This is a genomic window from Burkholderia sp. 22088, from assembly GCF_052045915.1.
Lineage (GTDB): Bacteria > Pseudomonadota > Gammaproteobacteria > Burkholderiales > Burkholderiaceae > Burkholderia > Burkholderia cepacia.
In genome coordinates this window covers 439,609-457,370 of record NZ_JBQEPY010000006.1, presented here as the reverse complement: position 1 = coordinate 457,370, position 17,762 = coordinate 439,609, and the positions used below count along the sequence as shown (strand labels likewise).

At 68.6% G+C, this 17,762-nt stretch carries 15 protein-coding genes; 6 read left to right on the top strand and 9 right to left on the bottom strand.

The window, feature by feature from the left end; all coding sequences use genetic code 11:
- Positions 1-54: 54 nt before the first annotated feature.
- Complete coding sequence (locus ACTJLD_RS14770; RefSeq protein ID WP_027790527.1) at positions 55-1,380, bottom strand: MFS transporter; 1,326 nt, start codon at positions 1,378-1,380, stop codon at positions 55-57.
- A 53-nt stretch (positions 1,381-1,433) separates the two neighbouring features.
- Positions 1,434-2,390 (bottom strand): agmatinase, encoded by a 957-nt coding sequence (gene speB / locus ACTJLD_RS14765; RefSeq protein WP_440659137.1) that lies wholly within the window; start codon positions 2,388-2,390, stop codon positions 1,434-1,436.
- Between the two features lie 139 nt (positions 2,391-2,529).
- Between speB and ACTJLD_RS14760 the strand changes: the two genes are divergently transcribed.
- On the top strand, positions 2,530-3,441 hold the full coding sequence (locus tag ACTJLD_RS14760) for a LysR family transcriptional regulator (RefSeq protein ID WP_226182979.1): 912 nt from the start codon (positions 2,530-2,532) through the stop codon (positions 3,439-3,441).
- A gap of 126 nt (positions 3,442-3,567) precedes the next feature.
- Here the strand turns inward: ACTJLD_RS14760 and ACTJLD_RS14755 are convergent, their stop codons facing one another.
- The gene (locus ACTJLD_RS14755; RefSeq protein ID WP_027790529.1) at positions 3,568-4,032 is read right to left on the bottom strand and encodes an Lrp/AsnC family transcriptional regulator; all 465 of its coding nucleotides are present in this window, start codon (positions 4,030-4,032) and stop codon (positions 3,568-3,570) included.
- A 134-nt stretch (positions 4,033-4,166) separates the two neighbouring features.
- Here ACTJLD_RS14755 and ACTJLD_RS14750 point away from each other — a divergent pair, with 134 nt between their 5' ends.
- From ACTJLD_RS14750 to ACTJLD_RS14740, 3 genes are all read left to right on the top strand, one after another.
- Positions 4,167-4,793 carry a LysE family translocator gene (locus ACTJLD_RS14750; RefSeq protein WP_027790530.1) on the top strand — a complete coding sequence of 209 codons (627 nt, stop codon included), beginning with the start codon at positions 4,167-4,169 and terminating at the stop codon, positions 4,791-4,793.
- Between the two features lie 248 nt (positions 4,794-5,041).
- Positions 5,042-6,658, top strand: a complete 1,617-nt coding sequence (locus ACTJLD_RS14745) for a S53 family peptidase (protein ID WP_060170480.1) — start codon at positions 5,042-5,044, stop codon at positions 6,656-6,658.
- Between the two features lie 75 nt (positions 6,659-6,733).
- Positions 6,734-8,410, top strand: coding sequence for a S10 family peptidase (locus tag ACTJLD_RS14740; protein WP_059697056.1), 1,677 nt, complete (start codon positions 6,734-6,736; stop codon positions 8,408-8,410).
- Between the two features lie 134 nt (positions 8,411-8,544).
- Here the strand turns inward: ACTJLD_RS14740 and nadE are convergent, their stop codons facing one another.
- The 3 genes from nadE to ACTJLD_RS14725 all read right to left on the bottom strand — a co-directional run bounded on the left by nadE (position 8,545) and on the right by ACTJLD_RS14725 (position 10,865).
- Positions 8,545-9,393 carry an ammonia-dependent NAD(+) synthetase gene (gene nadE / locus ACTJLD_RS14735; protein ID WP_027790533.1) on the bottom strand — a complete coding sequence of 283 codons (849 nt, stop codon included), beginning with the start codon at positions 9,391-9,393 and terminating at the stop codon, positions 8,545-8,547.
- A gap of 211 nt (positions 9,394-9,604) precedes the next feature.
- Complete coding sequence (locus ACTJLD_RS14730) at positions 9,605-10,474, bottom strand: DMT family transporter (RefSeq protein ID WP_027790534.1); 870 nt, start codon at positions 10,472-10,474, stop codon at positions 9,605-9,607.
- Between the two features lie 205 nt (positions 10,475-10,679).
- On the bottom strand, positions 10,680-10,865 hold the full coding sequence (locus ACTJLD_RS14725) for a hypothetical protein (RefSeq protein ID WP_006480515.1): 186 nt from the start codon (positions 10,863-10,865) through the stop codon (positions 10,680-10,682).
- Between the two features lie 208 nt (positions 10,866-11,073).
- On the opposite strand from ACTJLD_RS14725, the gene ACTJLD_RS14720 reads away from it, so the two are divergent.
- Together ACTJLD_RS14720 and ACTJLD_RS14715 are read left to right on the top strand one after the other, a co-directional pair.
- Positions 11,074-11,832 (top strand): DeoR/GlpR family DNA-binding transcription regulator, encoded by a 759-nt coding sequence (locus ACTJLD_RS14720; protein WP_059697057.1) that lies wholly within the window; start codon positions 11,074-11,076, stop codon positions 11,830-11,832.
- A 105-nt stretch (positions 11,833-11,937) separates the two neighbouring features.
- A complete protein-coding gene (locus ACTJLD_RS14715) occupies positions 11,938-13,731 on the top strand; it encodes a phospholipase D-like domain-containing protein (protein ID WP_440659132.1) in 1,794 nt (597 codons plus the stop codon).
- Between the two features lie 75 nt (positions 13,732-13,806).
- Here ACTJLD_RS14715 and ACTJLD_RS14710 read toward each other — a convergent pair whose 3' ends face one another.
- The 3 genes from ACTJLD_RS14710 to ACTJLD_RS14700 form a co-directional block, all read right to left on the bottom strand.
- On the bottom strand, positions 13,807-14,481 hold the full coding sequence (locus ACTJLD_RS14710; protein ID WP_011353990.1) for a TetR family transcriptional regulator: 675 nt from the start codon (positions 14,479-14,481) through the stop codon (positions 13,807-13,809).
- A gap of 113 nt (positions 14,482-14,594) precedes the next feature.
- Entirely contained in the window at positions 14,595-15,863 is a 1,269-nt protein-coding gene (locus tag ACTJLD_RS14705; RefSeq protein WP_440659130.1) for an NAD(P)/FAD-dependent oxidoreductase, read from the bottom strand.
- 164 nt (positions 15,864-16,027) lie between these two features.
- Positions 16,028-17,608: an amino acid permease gene (locus ACTJLD_RS14700; protein ID WP_060170484.1), complete on the bottom strand. Its 1,581-nt coding sequence runs from the start codon at positions 17,606-17,608 to the stop codon at positions 16,028-16,030.
- Positions 17,609-17,762 lie beyond the last annotated feature (154 nt).

Here is a 17,762-nt window from a genome sequence, read left to right as displayed (position 1 = left end):
GGCAAAAAAACGGCCCGCGGAAGCGGGCCGTTTTGCGTCATGCGAGCACTTGCGTTATGCCGTGCGTGCGCCGCGCGGCAGCGGCTCGTTCGTCTTGCCGGGCGCGCCGGCATCGTCGATGCTGACGCGGCGCGAGATCAGCCACACGCACAGCGACGACAGGAGCGCGGCGCTCGTGTACTGGAGCGCGAGCGGCCACCATTGCGGCGCGGTGTTCTGCGCGATGATGGTCGCGACGAGCGGCGTGAGGCCGCCGGCGAGCGCGCCGCACACCTGGTACGCGATCGAGATCGCCGTGTAGCGGATGCGTGCGACGAAGATGCCGCTGACGAAGCCCGCGACCACCGAGTAGTAGCCCGACTCCGCGAGCGTCGCGAGGCCGACGCCGACCGTGATCGACAGCGGCGTGCCCATGTGCACGAGCGGCAGCATCACGAACGGGACGATCGCGGCCCATGCGCCGGTGATCAGCAGCACGCGCGTGGTGCCGAAGCGCTGCGCGAGGAACGCGGCCGCGAGCTGCACGACGAACTGCAGCACCGCGACGATCGTCATGCAATGCAGCACCATCGACCGGTCGAGCGACAGGAACTGCGTCGCGTAGCTGATCATGAAGATGTTGCTGAAATACACGCCGGCGATGCCGTACACGTTCGCGCCGATCGCGAGCAGCAGCAGCGGCCAGTACTTGAGCGCTTCACGCAGCGGTTTTTGCGCGATGTTGCCGCTCTTCCTGACTTCCTCGAACTCGGGCGATTCGGACACGCTCGCGCGGATCACGAAGCCGACGATCAGCAGCACGGAACTCGCGAGGAACGGCACGCGCCAGCCCCAGCTCATCATGTCTTCCTTCGACAGCGTGCTGATCGCGCCGAACGCGAGCATCGACAGGATCAGGCCGCTCGCGCTGCCGAGCTGCGCGAACGACGCGAAGAACGTGCGTTTGCCTTCCGGCGCATGCTCGCCGGCGAGCAGCACCGCGCCGCCCCATTCGCCGCCGACCGCGATGCCTTGCAGCACCCGCATCAGCACGAGCAGGACCGGTGCAATCACACCGGCTTGCGCGTGGGTCGGCAGCAGGCCGATCGCGACCGTCGACACCGCCATCAGCATCAGCGTCGCGAGCAGCGAGCGCTTGCGGCCGAAGCGGTCGCCGAGATAGCCGAACATCACGCCGCCGAGCGGCCGTGCGAAGAAGCCCACCGCGAACGAGCCGAACGATGCGAGGAGGCTGATGAAGCGGTTTTCGCCGGGAAAGAACAGCGGCCCGAACACGATGGCGGCGGCGGTCGCGTAGCTATAGAAGTCGTACCACTCGATCGTGGTGCCGACGAACGACGCGAGCGCCGCCCGCTTGGGTTGCTTGACGGAAGTCCCCATCTTGATATGTGCTCCTCTGGAATCCTTTGATTTTGGAATAGGGGGGGCGGGAATCAGTCGCGATACGCGACGCCCGGCAGCACGCACAGCAGCTCGTATGCGAGGTTCGCGCCGAGCAGCGCCGTGGTGCCGAACGGATCGTACGGCGGCGCGACTTCGACGAGATCGCAACCGACGATGTTCAGCCCCTTCGCGCCGCGGATGATCTCGAGCGCCTGCGGCACCGTGAGGCCCGCGATTTCCGGCGTGCCGGTGCCCGGCGCGTAGGCCGGGTCGATGCCGTCGATGTCGAAGCTGATGTAGACGGGCGTATCGCCGACGCGCGCGCGCACTTCTTCCATCAGCGGCGCGAGCGACTTGTTCCAGCATTCCTCGGCCTGGACGACGCGGAAGCCCTGCTCGCGGCACCAGTCGAAATCCTCGGCCGCGTAGCCGGTGCCGCGCAGGCCGATCTGCGTGACCTTGTCGCCGTGCAGCAGGCCTTCCTCGACCGCGCGGCGGAACGGCGTGCCGTGCGCGATCTTTTCGCCCATCATCGTGTCGTTCACGTCGGCGTGTGCATCGACGTGGATCAATGCAACCTTGCCGTGCTTGCGGTGGATCGCGCGCAGGATCGGCAGCGCGATCGTGTGGTCGCCGCCCAGCGTGATCGGCTTGCAGTCATGCTCGAGGATCGCGTCGTACGCGGCTTCGATGCGCGCGATGGAATCGTGCAGGTTGTACGGATTGATCGCGACGTCGCCGATGTCGGCGATCTGCAGCGAATCGAACGGCGCGGCGCGCGTGGCCATGTTGTACGGGCGCAGCAGCACGGATTCGGTGCGGATCTGGCGCGGGCCGAAGCGTGCGCCGGTGCGGTTGGAGGTGCCGAGGTCGAACGGCACGCCGACGAAGCAGGCGTCGAGGCCTTCGGCGCTCGCCACGTGCGGCAGGCGCATCATCGTCGCGATGCCGCCGCAGCGCGGCATTTCATTGCCGCCGAGCGGCTGGAAATGGATGTGGTCGTTCATGGGCTGTCTCTTCCGATGTGGGGTTGCCGTATCATGCGACGCGGCCTGGCGCACAGTTTTACGCGCTCCGCCGGGAAAGAAGAATGCGAAGATATCGACGTAAACATCGATTTTCATCGATGTATGGAAGGGGATGAACGTGCTGGGGAATCTGTCGACCCTCGATCTGCGGTTGATCCGCGTGTTTCTCGCGGTCACGGATGCGGGCGGCGTGTCGGCCGCGCAGGCCGTGCTGAACGTCGGGCAGTCGACGATCAGCGCGCAGCTTTCATCGCTGGAGACGCGGCTCGGCTACCGGCTCTGCGAGCGCGGCCGCAGCGGTTTCCGGCTCACGCCGAAGGGCGAGCGGTTCCACGCGATGAGCCGCAAGCTGCTCGCGGCGCTCGACGAATTCGGGATGGCCGCGCGGCACATGGACCGCCAGCTGGTCGGCACGCTGCACATCGGCCTGATCGGTCATACGCCGGTGAGCCAGAACGCGCGGATCGCCGAGGCGATCGCCGCGTTCCGCACGCGCGACGAGGCCGTGCGCTTCTCGATTTCCGTGCGCGCGCCGGGCGATCTCGAGGAGAAGCTGCTGAGCGACGAGATCCAGATCGCGGTCGGCTACTTCTGGCACCGGGTGCCGTCGCTGCACTACACGCCGCTGTTCATCGAGCGCCAGGTCGCGTACTGCGGCCGCGGCCATCCGCTGTTCGCCGGCGCCGGCGCGCTGACGCCGGCCGACGTCGCGGGTTTCGAATGGGCGTGGCGCTCGTATCCGCTGCCCGAAGCCCAGATGTCGACGACGCCCGACCGTGTGACCGCGACGGCCGACAACATGGAGGCCGTCGCGCTGCTGATCCTGTCCGGCCACCACCTCGGCTACCTGCCGCAGCATTTCGCGGCGCCCTACGTCGCGCAGGGGCTGCTCGCGCCGCTCAATCCGGAGCAACTGCGCTACGACGTCACGTTCCACATGGTCGTCGCCCGCAACGGGCGCGGCAATCCGCTCGTGGAAGCGTTTCTCGAGGATCTGGAACGCGCGCACCAGCCGACCGACATCGCGTAGCCGGCCGGCATCGACAATGTGAACGAGTGTTGCGGCGGCGCGGCCCGACGCGGCCCACATCGACGGGCGTCGAAGTGATGAAACGGGTGTCGGGTCCGGCTTGCGTGAACCGTGCACGCGCCGGCATCACGGCACCGGCAGCCCCGCGTCGTGCTTGACCTCGCGCAGCGACAGCGCCGATTCGATCGACGTCACGCCCGGCAGCATCCGCAGCGATTCGCGCAGGAACGTGCCGTAATCGTCGAGATCGCGTGCCACGACCTGCAGCAGATAATCGGCGGTGCCCGCCACGTTGTGGCACGCCAGGATCCGCTCGATGCCGAGCACTTCCCGTTCGAAGCGGTCAGCGGTCTTGCGGTCGTGCGTCGCGAACCGCACGAGCACGAACGCAACGACGCCGTAGCCGAGCGCCTGGCGCGACAGCTGCGCGCGGTATCGCTCGATGTAGCCGTCGTTTTCGAGGCGCTTCAGGCGGCGCGCGCAAGGGGTCTCGGAGAGGCCCACGGTGTCGGCGAGGCGGGCGATCGGCAGGCGGCCGTCGCGCTGCACCGCGGCAAGGATGGCGCGGTCGGTCTTGTCGAGTTCGGTCATGATGGCGGATTCCTGATGCGGATTCGACGATTGTGGCGGATTCCCCTACGGATCGCCAATCCTGAGCCAAAGATGGCCAATAATCCCTCGCGCTCCAGCGGCAACATATCGCCGTAAGAGGAGAGGGGCAGACCATGATTTCCACGCATTTGCTGTTGATTTATCTCGCCGCGCTGGCGGCCATCTACGCGGTGCCGGGGCCGGACATGGCGCTCGTGCTGCAGACCAGCATCGGCCGCGGCGTGCGGCCGGGAATGGCCGCCGCCGCGGGTCTGTCGCTCGCGCGCACCGCGCACGTGACGCTGTCCGCCTGCGGTGTCGCGGCGCTGATCCGCAGCGCGCCGTGGCTGTACGAAGTGATCCGCTACGGCGGCGCGCTGTATCTCGCGTATGTCGCGATCCAGGTGTTCCGTTCGCCCGTGTTCGCGCTCGGCGACGGCGACGCGGCGGCCACGGCGGGCGAGTTGCGGCAGTCGTTCGTGAAGGGCCTGCTCACCAACCTGCTGAACCCGAAGGCGCTGTTGTTCTGCTCGGTGCTGCTGCCGCAGTTCGTGCGCCCCGAGGCCGGGCCGGTGGTGTTGCAGATGTTCGAACTGGGCGCGTTGCTGGTGGCGGCCGGCGTGTGCTTCGACCTCGCGTGCGTGTTCGGCGCGTCGCGGATCGCCGCGTGGATGCGTGCGCATCCGCTCGCGCAGACGGTGCAGCGCTGGACGTTTTCCGCGGCGCTGATCGGCTTTGCGCTGCGCCTGTCGATGGACTGAGTGGCGCCGCGGCGTCGCGCCGGCGCAGGTCGCGCGGCGCGTCGCCGCATCCGACGAGGGCCGCGCGCAATGCCGGCCCGCGCGTGCGCCCGCCGCAGAAGGGCGTGCGCGCAAATCGTCTGACTGATCTAAACTCCCTGTTACTTCGCGCTGTCGCGAACCCGAACGACCGAACGGAACCGTCTCCCGCCGGCCCTGTCCGATTTCCTGGCTGTTCCGTGCAACGCGGTACCAAGGAGGGTCTGAACATGGCAAGGCATCTTCACGCCGACCGTGAACCCCGAATCGTCGCCGAGTCCAAGTGCCTCGGGCCGTGCGATCCGGCAGAACGCATCCACGTCACGATCATGTTGCGGCGGCAGGAAGAAGGGCAACTCGATACGCTGCTTCACCAGCTCGCCACCGGCGACGCGCAAGCGAAACCGGTGTCGCGCGAAACCTTCGCGCAACGTTTTTCCGCCAATCCCGACGACATTCGCAAGGCCGAGGACTTCGCGCGTCGCCACCAGCTGACGGTCGATCGCGTCGATCCGGTCGAAAGCGTCGTCGTGGTGTCCGGCACGATCCAGCAGTTCGAAGCCGCGTTCGGCGTCAAGCTCGAGCGCTTCGAGCATCGGTCGATCGGCCAGTATCGCGGCCGCTCCGGCCCGATCGCGCTGCCCGACGATCTCGGCGACGCCGTCACGGCCGTGCTCGGCCTCGACAGCCGTCCGCAGGCGCGGCCGCACTTCCGGCTGCGGCCGCCGTTCACGCCCGCGCGCGGCGGCGCGGCGGGCGTCACGTTCACCCCGGTTCAGCTCGCATCGCTGTACGGCTTCCCGGCCGGGGACGGCGCCGGGCAGTGCATCGCGATCATCGAGCTCGGCGGCGGCTATCGCGCGGCGGACATCCAGCAGTATTTCCGCGGGCTCGGCATCACGAAGCCGCCGACGCTCGTCGACGTCAACGTCGGCACCGGCCGCAACACGCCGACCGGCGATCCGAGCGGCCCGGACGGTGAAGTTGCGCTCGACATCGAGATCGCCGGCGCGATCGCGCCGGCCGCGAAGATCGCCGTCTATTTCGCGCCAAACAGCGACGCGGGCTTCATCCAGGCCGTCAACGCGGCCGTCAGCGACAGGACCAACAAACCGTCGGTGATCTCGATCAGCTGGGGCGGCCCGGAGGCCATCTGGCAGGCGCAGTCCGCGCAGGCGTTCAACCGCGTGCTGCAGGCGGCGGCCGCGCAGGGCATCACGGTGTGCGCGGCCTCCGGCGACAGCGGCTCGGGCGACGGGTTGCAGGACGGCGCCGATCATGTCGACTTCCCCGCATCGAGCCCATATGTGCTCGGCTGCGGCGGCACGCAGCTCGACGCGCTGCCCGGGCAGGGCATTCGCAGCGAGGTCACGTGGAACGACGAGGCGGCCGGCGGCGGCGCGGGCGGGGGCGGCGTCAGCACGCTGTTCGACCTGCCGGTGTGGCAGCAGGGGCTTGCCGCGACGCTGGCCGACGGCAGCCGCGTGCCGCTCGCGAAGCGCGGCGTGCCGGACGTCGCCGGCGATGCATCGCCGCAGACCGGCTACGAAGTGTCGATCGCGGGCACGGCCACGGTGATGGGCGGCACGAGTGCGGTCGCGCCGCTGTGGGCCGCGCTGATCGCGCGGATCAACGCGGCGGCTAGTGCGGCGGCGAGTGCGGCGGGCGGTGCGTCCGCCGGCTGGGTCAATCCGGTGCTCTACAGGAATCCGGGGGCGCTGCGCGACATCACGCACGGCTCGAACGGGACCTACGCGGCCGCGCAGGGCTGGGATGCCTGCACGGGCCTCGGCAGCCCGAACGGTGCGCAGCTCGCCGCGATCCTGACGCGCAAGCCGTCGAGCTGACGGCCGCGGTACACGTCTTTCCGCATGGCGCGGGCTGCCTGCCCGCGCCTTTTTCTCACCTCCAGGAGCAGCACGATGGGCATCGATTCCGCATCTTCCGGCGGCGTGTATCCGCTGCATCACGGCGACCACAATTCGCATGGCGTGCCGCCGACCGTCAACCCGGTCGCGTTGAGCCACGGCCGTGACCAGCCGTTCTTCGATCCGGTCGCGTACGGCAACGGCCCCGACGATTCGGTGACCGACACCACCGAGGCGGCCGCGATCACGCATCACACGATCCTGATCGACGGGAAGCGCATCGCCTACACGGCGACGGCCGGCCATCTCGTGACGGTCGACCCGAGCAGTTCGCTGCCGGCCGCGAAGCTCTTCTACGTCGCGTTCACGGCCGACGGCGCGAAGGAAGAAACGCGGCCCGTGACGTTCTTCTACAACGGCGGGCCCGGCTCGTCGTCGGTGTTCGTGCTGCTGGGCTCGTTCGCGCCGAAGCGCATCAAGACGTCGATGCCGGGGTTCACGCCGCCCGCGCCGTACCAGATGGAAGACAACCCGGACAGCATGATCGACCACAGCGACCTGGTGTTCATCAACCCGGTCGGCACCGGCTATTCGGCGGCCGTCGCGCCGAACAAGAACCGCAACTTCTGGGGCGTCGACCAGGATGCGGATTCGCTGAAGCAGTTCATCAAGCGCTACCTGACGAAGAACAACCGCTGGAATTCGCCGAAATACCTGTTCGGCGAATCGTACGGCACCGCACGCAGCTGCGTGCTCGCGTACAAGCTGCACGAGGACGGCGTCGACCTGAACGGCGTCACGCTGCAATCGTCGATCCTCGACTACCGGCAGGCCGGCAACCCGGTCGGCGCGCTGCCGACCGCGGCGGCCGATGCGTGGTATCACAAGAAGCTCGGCGTCACGCCGGCGCCGACCGATCTCGGCGCGTTCGTCGAGGAAGTCGCGCAGTTCGCGCGCACCGACTACCTGAACGCGTTGCGCACGGTCCCGCATGCGAACCCGGCCGCCGTGCAGAAGCTGTCGCAATACACGGGCATCGATACGGCGACGCTGCAATCGTGGAGCCTCGACATCGCCGGCTACGACGCGCGCGGCAATTCGCTGTTCCTGACGACGCTGCTGCATGCGCAGGGGCTCGCGCTCGGCTCGTACGACGGCCGCGTGACCGGGATCTCGTCGGGCATCGCCGGCAAGATCGACCCGAACTCGGGCGGCAACGATCCGACGATGACGGCCGTGACGGGCGTCTATACGGCGATGTGGAACAGCTACCTGAACGAGCAGCTGAAGTTCACGTCGAATTCCGCGTTCACCGACCTGAACGACCAGGCGTTCCAGAACTGGGATTTCAGCCACATCGATCCGACCGGCGCGCAGCAGGGTATCGATGCGCAGGGGAACGTGATCCTCTATACGGCCGGCGATCTCGCCGCGGTGATGGCGCTGAACGTCGACCTGAAGGTGCTGTCGGCGAACGGTTTCTACGATTTCGTCACGCCGTTCTACCAGACCGTGATCGACCTGCAGCAGATGCCGCTCGAGGACCAGAAGGTGCGGCAGAACCTGTCCGCGCGTTTTTATCCGTCGGGGCACATGGTGTATCTCGACGGCGGCTCGCGTACCGCGCTCAAGCGCGATCTCGCGGCGATGTACGACGCGACGGTGAGCGATACGGGGGCGCGGATGCGGATTCGCGCGCTGCAGGCGTCGAAGACGGGCGGGCACGCATAGGGTTGCCCGCCGCCGGGTGGCCGCGCGTAGCCGTCACGGCCGCGCGCGGCGGTTGGGCTCCGACGCTGCCGGCCGGTCGCCGGGCCCCGTAGCGCAGGATGGCGACGCGGCAGTCGTTGTGCCGCGGTCGAGACTTACGCGGCCGGCCAGTCGAACGGCGTGTACGGCAGCGCGCGCTTGTGGCGCGAAGCGTCGAAGAAGCGCAGCACCGTTTCGTACACGCGGTCTTCGACCGGCTTGCCTTCGAGGAAATCGTCGATCTCGTCGTAGGTCACGCCGTATGCGTGCTCGTCGGGCCGCAGCGGGCGCAGCTCCTCGAGGTCGGCCGTCGGCACCTTCATCACGATCAGCTCCTCGCCGCCGAGCGCGCGCGCGACCGCGCGGACGCGCCGCTTGCTCAGGCCCGCGAGCGGCAGGATGTCCGCGCCGCCGTCGCCGAACTTCGTGAAGAAACCCATCAGCGATTCGGCCGCATGGTCGGTACCGATCACGATGCCGCGCCGTGCGCCGGCCACCGCATACTGCGCGATCATGCGCTCGCGCGCCTTGATGTTGCCGTGCACGAAATCCTGCTGCGCCGGCGTGTCGAATGCGTGGCCGGAGGCGACCAGCGAGCGGAGCATCGCGTCGGCGGCCGGCTTCACGTCAACCGTCAGCACCTCGTCCGCGCGCACGAACGCGAGCGCGCGCTGGGCATCGGCTTCGTCGTTCTGCACGCCGTTCGGCAAGCGCATCGCGATGAAACGCGCATCGTAGTCGTCGGCGCGCAGGCGCTCGACCGCCAGTTGTGCGAGCCGGCCGGCCGTCGACGAATCGACGCCGCCGCTGATGCCGAGCACGTAGGTCCGCAGGCCGGTCGAACGAAGATATTGCGCGAGGAAATCGATGCGGCGGTCGATCTCGGCCTCGGCGTCGAAGTGCGGGGCAACGTTCAGTTCGGCAATGATCGCGCGCTGGCGGCTGGCGTAATCGGCGGATGTCATGAAGGAAGTTCCGGAACGAAATGCAAGGCGCCCATCATAAGCGCAATCGCGGCGCGGTGCCGCGCCGGGCGTGCGTTCCGGCGGTTTTGCGTTGCATCGGCGAGACGGGCTGCATCGCCGTGGTGCACGGTGCGCCGGGCGGGTGCAGCGTGACGCGTGACGGGCATCCCTGCGCCCGGCGCCGACGCGGGTACCGGCCCGGCGGCGCGCGTCAGCGCCGCGCGAGCACGACGCCCACCAGCGCGAGCGCGAAGCCGGCGAGCTGGATCGCCGCGAGCGTTTCGCCGAACAGCCAGTAGCCCTGCAGCGCGGCCAGCGGCGGCGCGAGGAACAGCAGCGACGTCGCGCGCGCGGCGTTGCCGCGGCGCAGCATCCACATCAGCATCGTGACCGCGCCGCCGGACAGGAACACGACGCCCCACACCAGCGATACCCACAACGCCGGCGCGCCGATCCAGCGGGTTTCGTGAAGCAGCGCGACGAAGACGGCCGCGACGATCGCCGCGCCGAAATTCTGCACGGCAACCGCCGTGCGCAGGTCGCTTTGCGCGAGCTTGCCCTTCTGGTACAGCGAGCCGGCGGTGATCGACCCGACCGCGAGCACCGAGACGGCGACGACGAGCCACGCAGGCGCGGCGCCCGGCGCCGGCGCGACACCGCCCGTCACCTTCGGCGCCAGCACGAGCGCGACGCCGGCGAGCCCGAGCGCCATCCCGAGCCAGCCGCGCGCGGGCAGGCGCTCGTTGAACAGCGGCACGGCGAGCACGGCGGTGGCGAGCGGCTGCAGTGCGCCGAGCAGCGCCATGACACCTGCGTTCAGTCCTTGCGCGACGGCCCAGTAGCTGGCGCCGAGATAGACGCCCTGCAGCAGCGCGCCCGCGATCAGGTGGCGCGGCCATTCGCGCCGGGCCGGCCACGGCGCGCGCGCGACGAGCGCCACCGCGCCGAACAGCGCGGCCGTGCCCGCGAAACGCGCGAGCAGGAACAGGTTGGGATCGGCGTAGGGCTTGATGGCCCGCGCAACGATGAAGCCGGTGGACCAGAGTGCGACGAAAGCGGCGGCGACGAGCGAGGTCAGCATGCATGGCGGGCCGCGATGCGGCCGGACAGAATCGTGAAGTCGGCCAGTATCGGGGGAAGCGATGCCGGCGTCTTGTCGAATCCTGCACTCATGCTGCGTGCCGAATGTGCACCACGTGCGGCCGTCGGTGCGGGCCGGGCGGTGCCGCGGGTACGGGATGGGCGCCGCCCGGCATGCGCAGCGGGCGGGCGTGAAGCAGCGGAGATCAGTCGATCGAGAACGTGTCGAGCGGCTGATTGGCGCGGGCGTCGGTCGCGAAGCGCGCGGCGAGCTGTTCGTAGAGCCGGCGGGCCTCGTCGAGCGTCAGGTCGATCCAGTACGGATCGCCGGCCGCGTCGTTGAGTCGTTCGGGCGGAAACTGGATTTCGATCACACTGCCTTTGCGATACATGGCGTGAGCCCCTTTGCTTGGTCTGTCGTTCTGCGAAGCGCAAAGTGTAGCAACCGGCGCCGCGCCGATTCGCGCGCGTCGGGCAATACAGAATTTCGCTTTCGGGAAACGCGGCCCGCCCGGCGTCCCGCCGCCGTCAAATGCCGGTCAAACGGCCGTAATACAATGGGCGGCTTACCCATTACCAGTCGCCTCGGGCGCACACGCGATGCTGGCGGAACAACGTCATCAATTCATCCTGTCGGAGCTCGGGCGGTCGGGCGCATTGTCGGTCGCGGAACTCGTCCGCTCGCTCGACGTGTCGCGCGAGACCGTGCGGCGCGACCTGAACGCACTGGCCGCACGCGGCCTGCTCGTGATGACGCACGGCGGCGCGCTGGCCGCGGATCGCCGTGAGCCGAGCCTGTCGGAGCGCGAAGCCGCGAATGCCGAAGCGAAGCGCACGATCGGGCGGCGCGCCGCCGAGTTCGTGCCCGACGATGCCTCGGTGCTGATCGATTCGGGCAGCACGCCGCATGCGGTTGCGCTCGCGCTCGCCGACCGGCACCGGCTGTCGATCTACACGAACGACTGGCGCACCGCGTTCGTGCTCGCGCGACGCAACGGCAATCGCGTGACGTTGCTCGGCGGCGAGCTGTCCGACGACGAGGACGCCACCTTCGGGCTCGACACGATCCAGCAGCTCGCGCAGTACCACGTCGATTTCGCGTTCATCGGCGCCGGCGGCATCACGCCCGACGGCGAATTCACCGACTACTCGCGGCTCGCGGCCGAGGTGCGCAGCCGGATGATCGCGGCGGCCGGCACGGCGATGATCGTCGCCGATCATTCGAAATTCGGCCGCGTGACGCCGGTGCGGATCAACGGCACGGCCGCCGCCCGCTATCTCGTCACCGAGCGCGCGCCCGACAAGGCCGTGCGCCGCGCGCTGACCGCGCGCGGGATCGAGCTGCTCGTGTGCGACTGACGCGCGCCGGACATACAAGGTTCATCGAACCGTCATTCCGCGGGAAGAACCGCCGTCAACACTGACTCATTCACCTCGACCGGCCGCCAGGCCAGGGAGCAACGAATGACCGTCAGCGTGCGCAGCTATCTTTCCCCCACCTTGGTCCTGCTGGCCTTCGACTGGCCCGATGCGGCGTCGCGTGCCGATTTCCTCGGTTTCGCGATCCGGCGCACGCCGGGCTTCTGGTCGGCCGACGGCAAGACGCGCGCGCCGGACAGCTGGCTGCCGAACCGCCTGACGTTCGACGGCCCGGCCGCGCACACGCAGGGCGACGCGCCGACCGACCAGGCGCCGATCCAGAAATTCATGTGGTGGGATGCGCGCATCGATCCGCAGGATCGCGGCGCATCGTTTCGCTACGACGTGTATCCGGTCGTCGGCACGCCGGCGAACCTGCAGGTACTCGACGCGCAAGCCGGCGTGTGCGACGTCGTGCTGCCCGCCCATGTCGAGGACGGCATCGGCACGTGGTTCAACCGCGCGGTGGTCAGTTCGCAGGCGTTCGCGAAGCAGGTGGCGGCGCTGGGCCTCGCGCCGAATGCGGCGCCGAGCGACGCGCAGGCGCTGAAGCTGCGCACCTGGCTCGCGAACGACATGGAGCAGGTGTTCGCGGAGATGCTCGATCCGGCATCGCGCGCGGCGTCGGCCGTCTATCACCTGACCGACACGCTGTGGGCGCTGCCCGCGTTCGAAGCGTTCGGGCGGACCCACGGCGAAGCGTCGCTCGCGATCGTCTACGACGCGCACACGACGGCGCGCAAGGGCAAGCCGCAGCTACCGTCGCCGAACCAGCCGGCCGTCGATGCGCTGCAGGGGCTCGCGACGCTCGCGCCGCGCGACCGGACGCACATCATGCACGACAAGTTCATCGTGACCGATGCGGCGTCGAACCCGGCCCCCGCGCGCGTGCTGACCGGCTCCGCGAACTTCACGACCGAGGGGCTCACGGAGCAGGCGAACGTGCTGCACGCGTTCGATTCGCCCGAGCTTGCCGCGCTCTACAACGCGCGTGCGCATGCGCTGGCCGGGAATCCGCCGATCGCGGCGACCGCGCGGCTGTCGCCGGGCTGGTCTGAACCGATGACGATCGGCAGCGCACAGGTGCGGCTCGCGTTTTCGCCGGAACCGGCGGGGCAGCGCACCGAGATCGACACGATCGTCGCCGCGATCGCGGCCGCGAAGCATTCGGTGTCGTTCTGCCTGTTCATGCCGACCGACGCGGCGCTGCGCGACGCGTGCTTCGCGGCCGGCGACCGCGGGCTGATGATGTTCGGGCTGGTGAACAGGATCAACGCCGGCAGCGCGACGAAGGCCGATGCCGCGCGGCAGGCCGGCCAGACGCTCGATGCGGCGACGCTCGCGAACCTCGAGCTGTATCACCGCAGCCGCGACAACCGCGACGTGATCGATGCCGCGTATTTCTCGCCGGCCACCGTGCCGCAGGGTTTCGAGCCGGAGCTGCGCCTCTTTCCGGGCGAGCCGGCGCCGGCCTTTCCGCCGGTCGTGATCCATCACAAGTTCATCGTGATCGATGCGGAAGGCGCGAATCCGGTCGTCTATACGGGCTCGGCGAACATGAGCCGCAATTCCGAGCAGTACAACGACGAGAACCTGCTCGAGATCCGCGACAAGCGGATCGCGGCGATCTATCTCGCGGAATTCCTGCGGCTTTACGAGCACTATCGTGCACGGGCGCTGGCGATCGATGCGAAGCAGCACGGCACGGGTACGGGTAAGGGCGCGCATGCGCGGCTCGCGCTTGCGCCCGATTCGAGCTGGGCGAAGAAGTACTACGTGGCGGGAAGCCCGGAAGAGAAGGCGCGGATCGCACTGGCGTCGGCCGCGCCGACGGACTGAACTGAGAGAGGGCGACGGGCGCGGATGTCGCGCGCCCGGTATGAGGCCGGCCGGGAAACCGGCCGCCGTCGTCGCTTATGCGGCGACGTAGCGCAGCACGGCGTCGGCGATCGTGTCGCGATGCCGGGCGCGCAGGCGCGGCGCCGATGGGTCGCGTCCGAACGCGGCGCCGAACGTGTAGCGGTTCGACACGCGGTGGAAGCAGAACGAGCTGATCAGCAGGTGCAGGTCGAATGCGTCGATATCCTTGCGGAACGCGCCGCTCGCCGCGCCGCGCTCGACCAGTTCCTCGAGCGTCTTGATGATGCTGACGTTGCGGTTCTTGAACGACTTGAGCTGTTCGAGATACTTCGCGCCGTGGATGTTCTCGATCGACACGAGGCGGACGAAGTCGCGATGCTTGTCGTGATAGTCGAACGTGAATTCGACGAGGCGGCGCATGCCTTCGCGCGGCTCCATGTCGCCGACGTGCAGCTCCTGCTCGAGTGCGCGGATGTCGCCGTACACCTTCTCCAGCACGGCCTCGTACAGGCCTTCCTTGCTTTCGAAGTAGTAGTAGAGCATCCGCTTCGTCGTGTTGGTACGCTCGGCGATTGCGTCGACGCGCGCGCCGGCGAGCCCCATCGCGGAGAATTCCTGCGTGGCGACATCGAGGATGTTGCGCTTGGTTTGCTCGGGATCGTATTTGCGCCGCGCATCGGACGGAAGCGCGCGGGTATCGGACGTGGCGGCCTTGCTTCCTGCTTTCATGTGACTTTATTGTGGCTTCGGCGGCGTGGAAAAGGCATTCTAGCATGCGGGAAATCCCCGCCCGGCCGACCTTCCGCTCTAATCGGCAGGGCGGTTCCGGCCGCCGCGGCCGCTCAGCGGCGGCAGGACGCGAGCGCGTCGCGGGCCTGGTACGCCGTGTACGTGAGCTGCGCGGCCGCGAGGCCCGCCAGCCCGAACGTGCGCGTGAGCCCGAACGCGTTGAAGCCTTCCGGCACCGGCCGGCCTTCGGCCAGTGCGGCCGCGAGCGCTTCGCCGGCGACCGTGGTCGGCGCCATCCCGTGGCCGCCGAACGCGATCGCGTGCCACACGCCGTCCGCGTCGCGGCCGATCTGCGGCATCTTGTGCCGCGCGTAGCTCATCAGCCCGCCCCACGCGTAGTCGACCTTCACGTCTTCCAGTTGCGGATACACGCGCAGCAGGTCGCGCCGCAGCAGGCGGGCGATCGCGTCGGGGCCGCGGTCGAGCACGGAGATCCGGCCGCCCCACAGGATGCGCGTGTCTTTCAGCGGGCGGTAATAGTCGAATGCGAAACGCGTGTCGTAGATCGCGTACGGTGCGTCGATCGCGTCGGGCAGGCGCGTGCCGAGCGGCTCGGTCGCGATCACGTAGGTCGCGATCGGCAGCACCGCGCGCTCGATGCGCGGCGACACGCCGCGTGCATAGCCGCCGCCAGCGAATACGACGTCCTTCGCGCGCACCGTGCCCTGTGCGGTGCGTACGACGTACCCGGCGCCTTCGCGCGCGATGCCGAGCGCGGCCGAGCGTTCGTACACGCGCGCGCCGCCGCGCGATGCGGCCGCCGCGACGCTGAGCACGTACTTGAGCGGATGGAAGTGGAACGCGTTCGGCTCGAACAGGCCGCCGTAATAGCGCTGCGTCTTCAGCCGCTTGCGCAGCGCGTCCGTCGAAACGGGTTCCCAGTCGACGCCGAGTTCGTCCTTCATCAGCGTGCGCACGCTGTCGAGCCTCGAAGGATCGTCGAACCAGTTCGCGAGCATCACGCCCTGGTCGACGATGTCGCAGTCGATGCCGTAGCGCGCGATCCGCGCGCGGATCAGGTCGACTGCATCGACGGTGAGCCGGTACAGCCGACGCCCCTCGTCGCGGCCGAGCGTGCGCAGCAGGTCGGCGTTGTCGAGGCTGTAGCCGCCGAAGACGAAGCCGCCATTGCGGCCCGATGCGCCGAAGCCGACCCGTTCGCTGTCGAGCACGACGACGTCATGCACGCCGCGCTCGACGAGGCCGAGCGCCGTGCACAGGCCGGCGAGGCCGCCGCCGACGATGCAGACCTGCGTGTCGATCGTGCCGGTCAGTTGCGGGTAGGGCTGGCGGGTAACGGTGGCTTCGTAGAAGTTCTGCATGCGATTTCGTTAACTCATAACGGCGGAAAAACAGGCGGCGCGCGTCGATCTTGCCTGAACGCGCGCGCCGCGTCGAATGGGGGCGCAGGGCACCGGCCGTCGCGACTGGGCGGCGGCCGGTGCGAAGTGGGCGGGTGCGGGCCGATGCGGGCCGACTCGCGCGGTCAGGTGCCCGGTGTCGGGTTGGCCGGACGGGCGATGTAGCCCGCGTAGCCGGTTTCGGCCTGCGGCGCGGTTTCGGGTGTCGCGTTGCGTTCGATCCACGGCGCGATTTCCATGTCTTCGTAGCGCACGAGGCGGCATTTGCGCACGAGTGCATAGCCGAGCCAGATCGCGAGGAAGAACGGCAGGCCGATGTAGGTCGCGGCGACGCCCACCCAGTCGATCTTGTCGGAGAGGAACGCCTGGTAATCCTGGCCGAGCGCGACGACCGCGCACAACGCGAATGCGAACAGCGGGCCGAACGGGAACCACTTCGACCGGTACGGCAGCTGGTCGAGCCGGTAGCCCTGCTTCAGGAACCCCTTGCGGAACCGGTAGTGGCTGACCGCAATGCCGAGCCACGTGATGAAGCCGGCCATGCCCGACGTGTTCAGCAGCCACAGGTAGACCGTCTTGTCGCCATACAGCGACGTGAGGAAACACAGCGCGCCGACGGCCGTCGTCGCGTACAGCGCGTTGCGCGGCACGCCGCCGCGCGACAGCTTCGCGAAGATCTTCGGCGCGCGGCCTTCGACCGCGAGGTTGTAGAGCATCCGCGTCGACGCGTACATGCCCGAGTTGCCGGCCGACAGCACGGCCGTCAGGATCACCGCGTTCATCACGCCGGCCGCGAACGCGAGGCCCGCGTGGCGGAACACGAGCGTGAACGGGCTCACGCCGATGTCGGTCACGTCGCTCTTCAGCAGGTTCGGGTCGGTATAGGGAATCAGCACGCCGATCACGAAGATCGCGAACACGTAGAACAGCAGGATGCGCCAGAAGATCTGCTTCACCGCGCGCGGGATCGTCGTGCGCGGGTTTTCCGATTCGCCGGCCGCGACGCCGATCATTTCGGTGCCCTGGAACGAGAAGCCCGCGATCATCGCGACGCCGAGCATCGTCGCCCAGCCGCCGGCGAACGGCGCGTCGCCGATCGTGAAGTTGCCCCAGCCCGCGCTCGGGCCGCCCTGCATGATCCCGAAGATCATCAGCAGGCCGACGCCGACGAACGCGAGCACCGTCAGCACCTTGATCAGCGCGAACCAGTATTCGGCTTCCCCGAAGCCGCGCACCGACAGCGCGTTGAGCGCGAAGATCAACGTCAGGAACAGCGCGCTCCACCAGACGCCCGGCACGTGCGGGAACCAGTAATGCATCACGAGCTGCGCGGCGACGAGTTCCACCGCCAGCGTCACGGCCCAGCTGTACCAGTAGTTCCAGCCGAGCGCGAAGCCGAAGCCTTCGTCGACGAACTTCGCGCCGTAGGTCGCGAACGAGCCCGACACCGGCATGAACGCGGCCATTTCGCCGAGGCTCGTCATCAGGAAATAGACCATCAGGCCGATCACCATGTACGCGAGCATCGCGCCGCCGGGGCCGGCCTGCGAGATCGACGCGCCGGACGCGACGAACAGGCCCGTGCCGATCGAGCCGCCGATCGCGATCATCCGCAGATGGCGTGCCTGCAGCGCACGGTGGAGGGACGGCTTCGCGGGCGGCGAGCCGGACGGACGGGGTGAATCGGGGCGGGCATCTGAATGCATGGCGGGCGCTGGGCGCTGTCTCCGGGATTATTTTTCGGTGACGAAGGGCGACGCGTTGCCGGCTGCGGGCCGGGCAGCGGTGATGCGGTGCGAAAGCGCGCCGGTGAGCCGGGGCGCGATGCGTGTCGCCTTCGTCAGGCGTCCGGCTGCCGTT